We start from the raw sequence: 12,337 nt of genomic DNA on the forward strand, positions 1-12,337 counted from the left end.
GACCCCGCCGCTGACGACGGTGCACCAGCCATTGCGGCAGATGGCGGAGGAGGCGGCGCGCATGCTCCTCCAGCCGGCCGAGGCCGACCGCCCCGCGCTGCGGTCGGCTCCCCCCGGCCGGAGGCCGATGCCACGGTGTCCCCATGACGCACCCCCACCCCCTGGACCCCGAACTCGCCGCCGCGCTCGCGATGATGCCCCCCGTCGACATCTCCGACCTCGCCGCCGCCCGCGCCGCGCAGAAGGCCGAGACCTTCCTCCGCGTCACCGACACGGACACCACCGGCGTGACGGTCATGGACGTGCAGCAGGCCGGCGTCTCGCTGCGCGTCTACCGCCCGGAGGGCGCCACCCACCCCCTCCCCGCCGTCTTCCGCATCCACGGCGGCGGCTTCGTCCTCGGCAGCCCCGACGTCGACCACGAGACCAACCTCCGCCTGTGCCGCGAACTCCCCGGCGTCGTCGTCTCCCCCGGCTACCGGCTCGCCCCGGAGCACCCGTACCCCACCGGACTGGAGGACTGCTACGCCGCCCTGTGCTGGACCGCGGCGAACGCGGCCGGCCTCGGTATCCGGGCCGACCGCCTGGCCGTGGCCGGCGACAGCGCCGGCGCCTGCCTGGCGACGGCCACCGCGATGCTGGCCCGGGACCGCGGCGGCCCGGAGCTCCGGTTGCAGTACCTGGACAGCCCCGCGCTCGACGACCGGCTGGCCACCGTCAGCGCCCGCCGCTTCACCGACACCCCGGTCTGGAACCGCCGCAACGCCCGGCTGAGCTGGACCGCCTACCTCGGCGAGGGCGTCCCCGGCTCGGCCGGCGTGCCGGTCACCGCCGCCCCCGCCCGGGCCGGCACCACCGACCTCGCGGGACTGCCCCCGGCACACCTCGCCGTGATGGCGTACGACCCGCTGCGCGACGAGGGCGTCGACTACGCCCGCGCGCTGCTGGACGCCGGGGTCGCCGCGGAACTGCACCTGTTCCCGGGCACGTTCCACGGCGCCGGGATGGTGCGGCACGCCGCCGTGGCGCAGCGGATGGCCGCGGAGGAGCTCACGGCGCTGCGCCGCGCCCTGGCGTGGTGAGCGGACCGGCGTCCGGCGTGGTGAGCGGATCGTCCGGGCCCCGCGCCAGCCGCCAGGCGTAGAGCGCGAGCCGGGCCCGGAACCGGTCGCCGGGCTCGCGCAGCCGCCAGCCGGTGACCGCCTCGACGCGTTCGAGGCGGCTCGCCACCGAGCTGTGGTGGAGGTGCAGTTCGGCGGCGGCCTGGCGCAGCGACCCGGTGCGGCAGAACGCGGAGAGCGCGTCCAGGCCGGCCGCGCCGCCGTCGCGCGCGGCCACCGCCGTCAGGAGCGTCACGTCGGGCAGGGTGCGCAGCCGGTCCGCCGGGAGGTCGGCCAGCACGGCGACCGTGCCCAGCTCGTCGTGGTCGGCCACCGCCTCGGCCGGCACCCCGGGCACCGCGAACCGCAGGGCCACCACCGCCTGCTGCCAGGACTCCGCCGCCCGCAGCGCCTCGACGCCACCGCCGACCCCGACCCGTACGGCACCGCGCAGCACCTGGCGCAGCTCACCGGCGGGCGAGGGCGCGTCACCGGCGGGGGCGCCGGGCGCCGCCGTCCGCTGCACGAGCGCGACCCCGTGGCCGCCGATCCGGGCGGCGCGTACGGTGCCGGGCGGGCGGCCCCGGTCCAGCAGGGCCAGGGCGAGCGACTCGGGCTCGCCGGGCGCGGCGACGACGACGGCACGCAGCGGCGCCTGCGGGACGAACCCGAGCAGCCGCAGCGCCCTGGACCGGTCGGCGACGGTCTCGCGGCCGGAGAGGACCACCTCCACCAGCGCCGGATCGGCGGCGCGCGGCGGCTGCGCGAGGGTGCGGGCGGCGACGGCCAGCCACTCCAGGACCAGGTCGTCGAAGGGCCCGGCGGGGCCCGGCCGCTCCAGCCAGACCCGCCCCGCCGCGCCCAGCTCGGCGGCGCCGGACACGGGTCCAGGGCGGCCGGTCAGCGCGGTGCCGTCCGGTCCCGCGCGCAGCACGCGTCCGTCGGCGAGTTCCATCCCGGCGGGGCACTCGGCCAGCGCGGCGGTGGACCGCAGCAGGGCCGCCGGGTCGATCCGGTCGGCGGCGAGCAGCGCCTGGAAGTGCGCGATCACCCGTACCGCGGCGGTCGCGTCGGCGTCGAGCGACGACAGCCGCAGCAGCAAACCCTTCACAACCGCAAGTTTAGGAAAGTTGCCCGAAAGGAACATCCCCCCGGCGCTCCGGGCCGGCACGAAACCCTCGATTCGCGCCACCGCGGCCGCTCAGCCCAGCTGGTCGCGCAGATACGCCCGCCAGTCCCGGGTGAACGCGGCCGCATCGGTGTCCAGGACGGTCCTCAGCGCGTCCTCGACCGCGCCCGCCCGTTTCCCGTGGCCGCCGACCGCCCGGTAGAAGGCACGCAGCCGCTTCTCGCCCCACCGCTCGGCGATCATCCGGCAGGCCAGCCAGCCGCCCTCGTACGCCCGTGCCAGCCGCCCGGCCTCCTGCCCGAAGCCGAAGTCCGCGTCGGTGGGCAGCGCGGCCGGCACCCGCCCCGCGGCCACCTCGTCCCGCAGCTCGGGCGCCACCTGTGCCGCCGTACGGTCCGACTCGCGGTAGCCGACGAAGTCCGCGTACCCCTCGGACAGCCACAGCGGGGTGGCGGCGGTGGTGTGGGCGCGGGTGGCGACATGCGTGGTCTCGTGGGTGAGCACCACCTGCCGGCCGAAGTCGCCGAGCACGTCGTAGGCGTCCGGGTTGACGATGACCCGGTCCGCAGGCGCCGACGCCGAGCCGCCCGCCTCACCGGTGGTGACCGCCGCGATCCCCCGGTACCCGCCGGCCGCCCCGCCCAGCAGCCCCGCCATCCCCTTCACCGACCGCGGCACGTACACCACGACCCGCCCCGCCCAGCCGCTCCCCCAGGCCCGGGAGACGGCGGGTACGGCGTCGTCGGCGAGCCGGGCGTACCTCGTGAGGTCCGACTCCGGCTGCCCCACGCCGAGCACGAGGCTGTGCCTGCCCTCGACGGCCCGCACCGCGCCCTGCTCCCACAGCTGCTGCCCCGACTTCCTCGCGGGCTCGTCGGAGGCCACGTACCAGCGCCGTCCGCTGTGCACCAGGCGCAGCACCCGGCCGGAGGTGACCGGCGCGCGGTCGTAGCCGCGTACCTGATAGCGCAGGTCGGCGTCGGCGGTGGCGTGCTCGCCGGTGCGGTGGAAGGAGGTGATCCGGTACGACCAGGAGGCCAGCGGAACGTTTCTGAGGTTGGCGAACTCGGCGGCGCCGGTGGCGAGCTGCCCCCGGGGGTCGGCGGTCGCGGACTCGGTCCCGAGGAACACCCCCCGGTCCCGCTCGCCCGCCCCCGCCCCGCCGGTCCAGCATCCGCTGCGCGTCCCCCCGCCCGGAGTCCCCCGCGCCCCCGCCCCCGCACCCCACGAGCACCTCCACCACCAGGAGACACCCGAGGACCCGCCCGAACCCAGCCACCAGACGATCGTACGTGCCACACCCCCGCAGGGGGCGCCCCCTAAGGGGCGCGGGGAACTGCGCGAGCAACCAACAACCCACCCGCACCCGCCAACGAACACCGATTCCCCGAGCGGGAAGGCGCCCAAGGGGGCAAAAGGGGCGCACCCCCCGTTCTCAAGGCCGGGTAACGGCCGCCACCGGCATCATCCCGACGGAGTCGTACCGCACCACCGCCCCCGGATACGGGGCGTGAATCACCCGCCCGCCCCCCACATACATCGCCACATGACTCGCGTCCGACCGGTACACCACAAGATCCCCGGGCCTCGCCTGGGACAACGGCACCTGCCGCCCCGCATACCGCTGCTCCTGCGACGTCCGCGGCAGCCCCACCCCCGCCTGCGCGTACGCCCACTGCATCAGCCCGGAGCAGTCGAACCCGTTCGGCCCGGTCGCCCCCCACACATAGGGCCGCCCCAGCGCGGACCGCGCCGCCGCGACCGCCGCGGCGGCCCGCGCACCGGGCGCGGCCTCGTCCCCGGGGCCGCCCCCGGGAACCGGCAGCGGCAGCGGGGCCGGCGGCCGCCCGGCGGAGCGCGAGGCCCGGTCGTACGCGGCCCGCTCCCCCGCCGGCAAGGCGTTCAGCACCTGCCGCGCCCGCGCCAGCTTCCGCTCCACCGCGTGCTTGTGGCGCGCCACCGCCTTCCGGCTCTCCTCCAGTTCGACGAGCTTCCCGCCCGCCTCCGTCCGCTGCTGCGCCAGCTCCCGCAGCGCCGCGCGCAACTGCTTGAGCCGCCCGGCCTGGTCGGCGCCGATGCGGTCGAGCGTGGCGGCCCGGTCGAGGTAGTCGTCGGGGTCGGAGGAGAGGAGCAGGGCGAGCGTGGGGTCGATCCCGCCGGAACGGTACTGGGCACCCGCGAGCGAACCGAGCGCGTCCCGCAGGGTGTTGACCTTCTCCTGCGTACGGGCGATCCGGTCCCGCGCGCGGTGGACCTCACCGCGCAGGGTGTCGGCGCGCTCGTCGGCCTTGTTGTACGCCTCGGTGGCGCGCTCGGCCTCCTGGTACAGCCGGTCCACCTCCGCCCGGCCGTCGCGCGGCGCGGCACCGGCCGGTACGGCCCCCAGTGCCGCGGCCGCGGTGGCCGCGGCGGACAGCACGGCGAGCGTGGCACCACGCCCCCGGCCCAGTCCGGTTGGTGCAGGACGCTGATGGGACCCCACGACCGGCGCACTCCCTTCCGCTGTCGGACCCCTGTTCAGGGGCACGGCGGCAGACAGTAGCCGGGTCGGTCACCGTACAGCTACGGGCAGTGACCGCCGGACAGCCCTGCGCCCCGCCGCTGACGCAGGTCACCGGCGGGGCGCGGGGTCAGCGCGGGGTGCGGGAATTCGCCCGTTCGGGCGGCACGTCACCTTGATCCGGAAGCGCCGTCGGACGCTTCCACGCCCCTGGTCGAGGTCAGACGCGGACGCCGAACATGAACGGGCCGCCGATCGTGCTCATCGACTCGTACCGGACGACCGTGCCGGTGCGCGGCGCGTGCAGGACCTGGCCGTTGCCGGCGTAGAGGCCCACGTGGTGCAGGTCGTTGAAGAAGAACACCAGGTCGCCGACCTGGAGCTGGCTCTGCGAGTAGATGCGCGTGCCGATGTTCGCCTGCGCCTGCGAGGTGCGCGGGATGGAGACGCCGGCCTGGGCGTAGGCCCAGGAGGTCAGGCCCGAGCAGTCGTAGGAGGAGGGGCCGGTGGCGCCGTAGACGTAGGGCGAGCCGATCTTGCTCTGGGCGGCGGAGAACGCGGCGCCGGCGCGGCCGGAGGCGGGGGTGGAGTTGCCGAGGTCGACGCGCTGCTCGGAGGAGCGGCTGGAGCGCGTCTGGTCGTCCTCGAGGTCCTGCCGCTCCTTGGCGGTGAGGGTGTTGAGGAGCGCCCGGGCCTGGGCGAGCTTGCCCTGCACCTGCTTCTTCTTCTTGCCGAGCTCGGTGCGGGTGTCGGCGAGGTCCTTGAGCTTGTCGGAGGCTTCCTTGCGCTCCTGGGCCAGCTCGCGCTGCTTGTCCTGGATCTTCTTCAGCGACTCGACCTGCTGGCCGCTGAGCTGGTCCAGGGTGGCCGCCTTGTCCAGGTAGTCGTCCGGGTCGGCGGAGAGGAAGAGCTGGACGGAGGGGTCGATGCTGCCGGTGCGGTACTGGGCGCTGGCCATCGTGCCGATGCCCTCGCGCAGTTCGTTGAGATCGGCCTGGCCCCGGGCCACCTTGTCCTGGAGAGTGCTGATCTGCTTCTGGAGCTTGTCCTGCTTCTCCTTGGCCCCGTTGAGCTTCTCGGTGGCCTGCTCGGCCTGATCGTAGAGCTTGTCGACCTTGGCCTTGACCTCGCTCTTGCTGGGCTTCTCGCTCGGCGCGGCGTTGGCGGCCTGCGCGCTCAGGGCGACGGCGGCGGCCGCGACGGTGGTGAGCGCGGTCACCCGCGTGCGGCTCGGCTGCTTGGGTCGACGGTGGGACGCCACGGAGGCGAGCTCCTTCTTCCTTCAGCCGCCTACCGACACACCGGTGGGCGGTGTCCCTCCACCGTCACTCCCCATAAGTGATCAACCGAGTGGAGGTTCGAGCTGACCCTAGTGACCCTCTTGTGATCAGTTCAAATCCTCATCAGAAAAAACACGGTCCTCGCGAGCATATTTTGCCCACAACGCACAAGCAGTGACCCTCCATTGACACTACGTTGCGTGACGATGAGCCCAATTCGGGCAAGCGGAACGGACGTTGCGGTTGGTGCGTACGGGTGCGTACGGCCTCTTCGGGACACCACGGACCCGGGGCTGGGCGCCCTGGCTCAGCCGCGCGAGAAACGCTTCAGGAGCACCGCGGAGGCGACCGGCCGCGCGCCGGCGCGCGCGACCCCGTCGGCGACCTCGCGGTCGGTGGAGACGACGATCACGGGCCGCCCCGGCGGCTCCGCGCGCACCAGCTGGCGGATCAGCTCGTCCGCGGTCACCCCCGGCTTGGAGAACAGCACCCGCACCCCGCGCGGCGGCGCGAGCAGCACCGGGGCGGCGAGTTCGGCGCCGTCGAAGACGCACGTGGTCTCGGCGCCGGTCTGCGCGGCCAGTTGGGCGAGCTGCCCGAGCAGCCGCAGCCGCTGCTTCTCCAGCGGCATCTGCGGATAGCCGGTCTTGGTGACGTTGTAGCCGTCGACGACGAGGTGCGCCTGCGGCAGCGCGAGCAACTGGTCGACGACGGCCGGGTCGTTCTCGGACAGCGCCCGGTTGGCGATGTCCTTCGGGGTCATCCGGCCCGGCTCGACGGCGTCCACGGTCTCGGCGGGGCGCACGGACACCGGCGGCAGCGCCAGCTCCCGGCGCAGCCCCTGGGCGGCGTCCAGGACCGTGTCCAGGAGCAGCCGGACCCGCATGTCCTCGACGCTGCGGCCCTCGCGGGCGGCCTTGCGCGTCGCCTCCAGCGCGGCCTCGGACTCCCCCAGCCGTGCCTTGAGCCGGCGGGACTCGCTCTCCGCGGCGGACAGCCGGGCCTGCGCCTCGGCGCGTTCGGCCTCCCGCTCGGCCCGCGCCTTGCGCAGCGCCGCCTCGCCCCGCTTGACGTCGCTGAGCGCGGCCCGCAGCTTGCGGTGCAGCGACTCGGACTCCTTCTTCGCCGTCTCCAGTTCGGTGCGCAGCCGCTCGGTCTCGGCGCGGACCTGGCCGCGGGCGGCGGCCAGCTCGGCGCGCAGCCGCTCCAGCTCGGCGCGGCCGGCCTCGCCGGCCCGTTCGGCGTCCGCCCGCTGGGCCTCCTCGCCGGCCGCGGTCACCAGCTTCACCCAGCCCGCGGGGCGCAGCACATAGGCCGCGGCCGCCACGTCGAGCGGGTCCGCGGCCGGGGGCGGGGATCCGGCGTCGAGGGCGCCGGCCAGTTCGGGCTGGGCCTCTCTGAGCTTCTCGGCGATGCGCTGCCGGAACAGCGCGTCGGTCTCCACGGCGACCGCCATGGCGTTGCCCGCGAACTTGGCCCGCCGGGTGGGCGTGAACCGCGCGTACTGCCGCAGCTGGGCCGGCAGCTCGGCCACGGTCAGCTCGCCGAAGCCGTCGGACACGATCCCCACCACGCGTCTGCGCACGCCGTCGGGCAGCGGACGGTCGAGCACCTCGGCGGCGCCGTCGCCCGGCTCCCCGCCTTGTGTCTGAGCCATCCGTCACCCCTCATGCCTGTACGGGAACCCCCGTGCGGGGCTCCCTGTGCGGGTACCCGCTCCGCTCAGGAGCCGGCGCCCGGCCTGTCCACGAGTTCCACCTGATCCACCGCGTTGCACCAGCGGCAGCGCACCGACTCGATGGTCTCACTGACCACCTCGCGCTCCTCCACCTTCGGCACGCCGGACAGGTCCAGGTGCACGTACTCGACCGCCGTGGACGAGCGGGTCACGTCGAAACGCGTGAGGTTGCCGCAGAGCGTGCAGCGCCACCGGGTCGTCTCGGTCGGCAGGGGAACCGTCATCGTGGCTGCTCTTCCTTCTTCCGGTCTCCGTGATGCCCCAGTTTCCCTGGTGCGTGTGGGTCGTAACCCTACGGCCTGCACGGGACCCCCCGTGGGTGTGTCCATCACGGCGAGGCACTCCGTCCGGGTACGCCCGGGTACGTCATGCTTCGTCGCATGATCCGCGACAGGGGTACGTCGGCCGTACGGGCGCTGCGGCGGCAGCCGGCACCGGTGACGCAGGGGCTGATCGCCGTGTGCTTCCTGCTCTTCCTGGTGAGTCCCGCCTCGGGGTTCAATCCGGGGTACGGCACCGGGGACCGGCTGCTGCTGGCCCAGCAGACGTACTTCGCCCGCTGGGGCGTGATCCCGGTGGAGCTGTTCAGCGGCTCCGCGCGGGCCGCGCTCTCCCCGGTCACCGCCCTGTTCGTGCACGGCACCTGGGTGCACCTGCTGGGCAACATGCTGTTCCTGTACGTCTTCGGCGCGATGGCCGAGGAGCGGCTCGGGCATCTGGAGTTCGCGCTGTTCTACCTGGGCTGCGGGGCGCTCGCGCTGCTCGGCTACGCGGCGGCGCGGGCGGACTCCGCACAGACCCTGGTGGGCGCCTCGGGGGCGATCTCCGCGGTCCTCGGGGCGTTTCTGTTCCTGTTCCCCGGGGCGCGGGTGACCAGCCTCTTCCCGTTCCTGTTCTTCCTGCCGCTGCGCTTCCCGGCGTGGGTGGTGCTGCCGTTCTGGGCGGCCCTGCAATGGCTGGCGGCGGGCCGGGAGGGCCAGGGGCCCGGCGTGGCGTACCTGGCGCACGTGGTGGGGTTCGCGCTGGGCTTCGGGTACGCGTGGGTGCGGTACGGCCCGATGGCTACAGTGAGGGACACCAGCCCGGCCCCCGAGGGAGAGAACCAGCCGTGATCACCGCGATCGTGCTCATCAAGACCAGCGTGGACCGGATCCCCGAGATCGCCGAGTCGATCGCCGCGCTGGACTCCGTCAGCGAGGTGTTCTCCGTGACCGGGACCTACGACCTGATCGCGATGGTCCGCGTCAGGGCGCACGACGAGCTGGCGGACGTCATCCCGGGCCGGATCAGCAAGATCCCGGGCGTCGAGGGCACGGACACGCACGTCGCGTTCCGCACGTACTCGCAGCACGACCTGGAGGCGGCGTTCTCCATCGGGCTGGAGTCGTAACGACCCCAGCCCCTCGGAGCCGCGGGGGCCGGCGCGACCGGTCAGACCGCCGGGACGCAGCGGCCGTCCTGCGTGCGGTACTCCCACTTGGCGCCCTCGCGCACCAGTTCCCGTACCGCTGCGACGAAGCGGTCGACGTGCTCGTCGGGCGTGCCCGCGCCGAAGCTCACCCGGATCGCGTTGAGGGACTTCTCCCCGGGCGCGGCCTCCGGCGCCCCGCACTCGCCCTGGGCCTCCGGGTCGCCGCCGAGCAGGGTGCGCACCAGCGGGTGGGCACAGAAGAGGCCGTCGCGGACGCCGATGCCGTACTCGGCGGAGAGCGCGGCGGCGAAGTGCGAGCTGTTCCAGCCCTCGACGACGAAGGAGAGCACGCCCACGCGGGGCGCGTCGTCGCCGAACAGGGACAGCACCCGCACCTCGGGTACCTCGGCGAGCCCCGCCCGGACCCGCTCGATCAGCTGGTTCTCACGGGCGACCAGGGTGTCCCAGCCGGCCTCGGTGAGCGCCTTGCAGGCGGAGGCGACGGCGTAGGCGCCGATGACGTTGGGCGAGCCGGCCTCGTGGCGGGCGGCGCTCTCGTGCCACTCCACGTCAACGCCGCCGTCGGTGCGCCGGGTGACCCTGCGGCTGGCGCCGCCGCCGGCGAGGTAGGGCTCGGCGGCGGTCAGCCAGTCGGCGCGGCCGGCCAGGACGCCGGAGCCGAAGGGGGCGTACAGCTTGTGCCCGGAGAAGGCGACCCAGTCGACGTCCAGGTCCTGTACGGAGACGGGGTGGTGCGGGGCGAGCTGGGCGGCGTCCAGGACGATGCGTGCGCCGTGCGCGTGCGCGGTGGCCGCCAGTTCGCGTACGGGCCAGAGCTCGCCGGTGACGTTGGAGGCGCCGGTGGCGCAGACCAGGGCCGGGGCGGCGGTGTCGCGGGCGGCGAGGGCGCGCTCCAGCGTGTCGACGGCCTGGGAGGGGGTGCGGGGGGCGTCGAGGTAGGTGACGCGGGCCGCGCGCCAGGGCAGCAGGGAGGCGTGGTGCTCGGTCTCGAAGACGAACACCTCGCAGCCGGCGGGCAGCGCGGCGGCGAGGAGGTTGAGGGAGTCGGTGGTGGACCGGGTGAAGACGACCTGGTCGGCGGCGCGGCAGTCGAGGAACTCGGCGACGGTGCGACGGGCGTTCTCGAACAGGTCGGTGGAGAGCTGGGAGAGGTAGCCGGCGCCGCGGTGGACGCTGCCGTAGTAGGGGGCGTAGGCGGCGACGTCGTCCCAGACACGCTGGAGGGCGGGGGCGCTGGCGGCGTAGTCCAGGGCGGCGTAGGTGACTTCGCCGCCGGTGACGAGGGGGACGGTGACGTCGTGGCCGAGGACGGGGAGGGGGGCGGTGGTGGCGAGGGTGGCGGTGCCGGACATGGGTGAACTCCCGTGGGCGCGGACGGAATCACCACGCGAGCGGGGGCGACGGCCCGTGCGCGCTCGCGCGTGGGTGAGGTGAAAGGGGTGTGCGGAGGCGGGGCTCTGCGGCCCTATCGCATTCGCTTGCTCACGGGGGGCTCCTCGGTGACCAGGACCCCTGGGATTCACGAGGGGTCCGCGCTTGCCGCGGACCTTGTGGCGCGCGGCCTGGTCTTCACCCGGGGCACCCCGCCACGGACGGAGGGTTGCCGGACAGTCGGCCGGGGCCTCATGACTGTCACTCATGACCTGCGCCAGACGCTACGGGACCGCGCGGCTCCCCCGCAACCCGTTCCACATCCCGATACGGGGGGGGCGCCCGGGCTGTTCCTCGCCCCCGCCGCCCCTACCCCTCCCGTCCTCAACCCGGGGGCTCCGCCCCCAGGCCCCCCGGGGCGCGGGAGAGCTCGGGGGGGTGGGTTCGTCGGCGGGTGCGGGTGCGTCGTGGCTTGTCGCGCAGTTCCCCGCGCCCCTAAAAAGCAGGGGGCGCAGCCCCCTAGCTTTTAGGGGCGCGGGGAACTGCGCGAGAAGTCCCCACCCACCCGCACCCCCACTCGACCCCACCCACCCGAGCTCTCCGGGGTCCAAGGGGCGGAGCCCCTTGAAGGGGACGGGACGGGTAGGGGCGGCGGGGGCGAGGGAAAGCCGTCCGCACCCCCGCGCACCGTTACGCCCGGCGCGTGGCCGTCACCCAGCGGGAGAGGGTCTCCCGGGCCGCGCCGCTGTCGATGGACTCCGCCGCGCGCGCGATCCCGTCGCGGAGACGGTCCACCAGGGGACCCTCCTCCCCCCGCAACGCCACCACCGCCGCCGCCGAGTTCAACAGCACCGCATCCCGCACCGGCCCCGCCTCCCCCTCCAGCACCCGCCGCGCGACATCCGCGTTGTACGAGGGATCCCCGCCCCGCAACGCCTCCACCGGCACCAGCTCGATCCCCACCGACCGGGGATCGAACGCCTCCTCCGTCACCCGGCCGTCGCGCACCACCCACACCCGCGACGTCGACGTCGTCGTCAGCTCGTCGAGCCCGTCGTCACCGCGGAAGACGAGCGAGGAGTTGCCCCGTTCGGCGAAGACCCCGGCGATGATCGGCGCCATCCGTGCGTCGGCGACGCCGATCGCCTGCGCCCGCACCTTCGCGGGATTGGTCAGCGGCCCGAGGAAGTTGAACGTCGTCCGGATCCCGAGCTGCCCGCGCGCCGCCGCCACATGACGCAGCGCGGGGTGGAACCTCGCCGCGAAGCAGAAGGTGATCCCGGCCTCCTCGGCGACCTCCACCACCCGCTCCGGCGTGAGGTTGAGGTCGACCCCGAGCTTCTCCAGCACGTCGGAGGCCCCGGACGCCGACGACGCGGCCCGGTTGCCGTGCTTGACGACCTTCGCCCCCGTCCCGGCGACGACGATGGCGGACATCGTGGAGATGTTGACGGTCTTCGCCCCGTCCCCGCCCGTGCCGACGATGTCGACCGTGTCCCCGGGAACGTCGATGACATGGGCGTGCGCGTACATCGCGCGCACGAACCCGGTGATCTCCTGCACCGTCTCGCCCTTGGCGCGCAGCGCCACCGCGAAGCCGGCGATCTGCGCGTCGGTCGCCTCGCCGCGCATGATGAGGTCCATCGCCCAGGCGGTGTCGTCCGCCGAGAGGTCACGGCCGTCGAGGAGGCCGTTGAGGAGGGCGGGCCAGGAGCGGCCCGCCGCGGTGTCGCCTCCAGCGGGGGTCACAGCAGTCATACGCCGCTCCTGGCTCGTCACAAGGATGA

At 74.4% G+C, this 12,337-nt stretch carries 10 protein-coding genes, 1 pseudogene and 1 riboswitch; of the genes and pseudogenes, 3 read left to right on the plus strand and 8 right to left on the minus strand.

The window, feature by feature from the left end; all coding sequences use genetic code 11:
* Positions 1 to 143: 143 nt before the first annotated feature.
* Positions 144 to 1,082, plus strand: a complete 939-nt coding sequence (locus IO29_RS13555; RefSeq protein ID WP_030383408.1) for an alpha/beta hydrolase — start codon at positions 144 to 146, stop codon at positions 1,080 to 1,082.
* Here the strand turns inward: IO29_RS13555 and IO29_RS13560 are convergent.
* The 6 genes and pseudogenes from IO29_RS13560 to IO29_RS13585 all read right to left on the minus strand — a co-directional run bounded on the left by IO29_RS13560 (position 1,051) and on the right by IO29_RS13585 (position 7,971).
* Positions 1,051 to 2,211, minus strand: a complete 1,161-nt coding sequence (locus IO29_RS13560) for a PucR family transcriptional regulator (protein ID WP_033226885.1) — start codon at positions 2,209 to 2,211, stop codon at positions 1,051 to 1,053. The two genes, IO29_RS13555 and IO29_RS13560, sit on opposite strands and share 32 nt — an antisense overlap.
* A 90-nt stretch (positions 2,212 to 2,301) precedes the next feature.
* A pseudogene (locus IO29_RS13565) lies at positions 2,302 to 3,508 on the minus strand (hypothetical protein).
* A gap of 156 nt (positions 3,509 to 3,664) precedes the next feature.
* Complete coding sequence (locus tag IO29_RS13570; RefSeq protein ID WP_030383428.1) at positions 3,665 to 4,711, minus strand: C40 family peptidase; 1,047 nt, start codon at positions 4,709 to 4,711, stop codon at positions 3,665 to 3,667.
* Between the two features lie 238 nt (positions 4,712 to 4,949).
* Positions 4,950 to 5,990 carry a C40 family peptidase gene (locus tag IO29_RS13575; RefSeq protein WP_030383427.1) on the minus strand — a complete coding sequence of 347 codons (1,041 nt, stop codon included), beginning with the start codon at positions 5,988 to 5,990 and terminating at the stop codon, positions 4,950 to 4,952.
* A gap of 326 nt (positions 5,991 to 6,316) precedes the next feature.
* Positions 6,317 to 7,666 carry an NYN domain-containing protein gene (locus tag IO29_RS13580; RefSeq protein WP_030383426.1) on the minus strand — a complete coding sequence of 450 codons (1,350 nt, stop codon included), beginning with the start codon at positions 7,664 to 7,666 and terminating at the stop codon, positions 6,317 to 6,319.
* 65 nt (positions 7,667 to 7,731) lie between these two features.
* On the minus strand, positions 7,732 to 7,971 hold the full coding sequence (locus IO29_RS13585) for a hypothetical protein (protein WP_030383425.1): 240 nt from the start codon (positions 7,969 to 7,971) through the stop codon (positions 7,732 to 7,734).
* 156 nt (positions 7,972 to 8,127) lie between these two features.
* Here IO29_RS13585 and IO29_RS13590 point away from each other — a divergent pair, with 156 nt between their 5' ends.
* Positions 8,128 to 8,859 carry a rhomboid family intramembrane serine protease gene (locus tag IO29_RS13590; protein WP_030383424.1) on the plus strand — a complete coding sequence of 244 codons (732 nt, stop codon included), beginning with the start codon at positions 8,128 to 8,130 and terminating at the stop codon, positions 8,857 to 8,859.
* Positions 8,856 to 9,137 carry an Lrp/AsnC family transcriptional regulator gene (locus IO29_RS13595; RefSeq protein ID WP_030383423.1) on the plus strand — a complete coding sequence of 94 codons (282 nt, stop codon included), beginning with the start codon at positions 8,856 to 8,858 and terminating at the stop codon, positions 9,135 to 9,137. The genes IO29_RS13590 and IO29_RS13595 overlap by 4 nt, the downstream gene beginning before the upstream one ends.
* Before the next feature lie 41 nt (positions 9,138 to 9,178).
* On the opposite strand, the gene IO29_RS13600 is transcribed toward IO29_RS13595, so the two are convergent.
* Together IO29_RS13600 and trpD are read right to left on the minus strand one after the other, a co-directional pair.
* Positions 9,179 to 10,531, minus strand: coding sequence for an aminotransferase class V-fold PLP-dependent enzyme (locus IO29_RS13600; RefSeq protein ID WP_030383422.1), 1,353 nt, complete (start codon positions 10,529 to 10,531; stop codon positions 9,179 to 9,181).
* Positions 10,532 to 10,706: 175 nt separating this feature from the next.
* A riboswitch (SAM riboswitch) is annotated at positions 10,707 to 10,823 on the minus strand.
* Between the two features lie 417 nt (positions 10,824 to 11,240).
* Complete coding sequence (trpD, locus tag IO29_RS13605) at positions 11,241 to 12,308, minus strand: anthranilate phosphoribosyltransferase (protein ID WP_030382617.1); 1,068 nt, start codon at positions 12,306 to 12,308, stop codon at positions 11,241 to 11,243.
* Between the last annotated feature and the right edge of the window lie 29 nt (positions 12,309 to 12,337).

This window comes from Streptomyces sp. NRRL F-6676 (genome assembly GCF_000725625.1).
Classification (GTDB): domain Bacteria; phylum Actinomycetota; class Actinomycetes; order Streptomycetales; family Streptomycetaceae; genus Streptomyces.

Excerpts from the sequence above, each read along its gene's own strand:
- IO29_RS13580 (WP_030383426.1), bottom strand. The coding sequence starts at position 7,666 with ATGGCTCAGACACAAGGCGGGGAGCCGGGCGACGGCGCCGCCGAGGTG.
- IO29_RS13555 (WP_030383408.1), top strand. The coding sequence starts at position 144 with ATGACGCACCCCCACCCCCTGGACCCCGAACTCGCCGCCGCGCTCGCG.
- trpD (WP_030382617.1), bottom strand. The coding sequence starts at position 12,308 with ATGACTGCTGTGACCCCCGCTGGAGGCGACACCGCGGCGGGCCGCTCC.
- IO29_RS13600 (WP_030383422.1), bottom strand. The coding sequence starts at position 10,531 with ATGTCCGGCACCGCCACCCTCGCCACCACCGCCCCCCTCCCCGTCCTC.
- IO29_RS13590 (WP_030383424.1), top strand. The coding sequence starts at position 8,128 with ATGATCCGCGACAGGGGTACGTCGGCCGTACGGGCGCTGCGGCGGCAG.
- IO29_RS13585 (WP_030383425.1), bottom strand. The coding sequence starts at position 7,971 with ATGACGGTTCCCCTGCCGACCGAGACGACCCGGTGGCGCTGCACGCTC.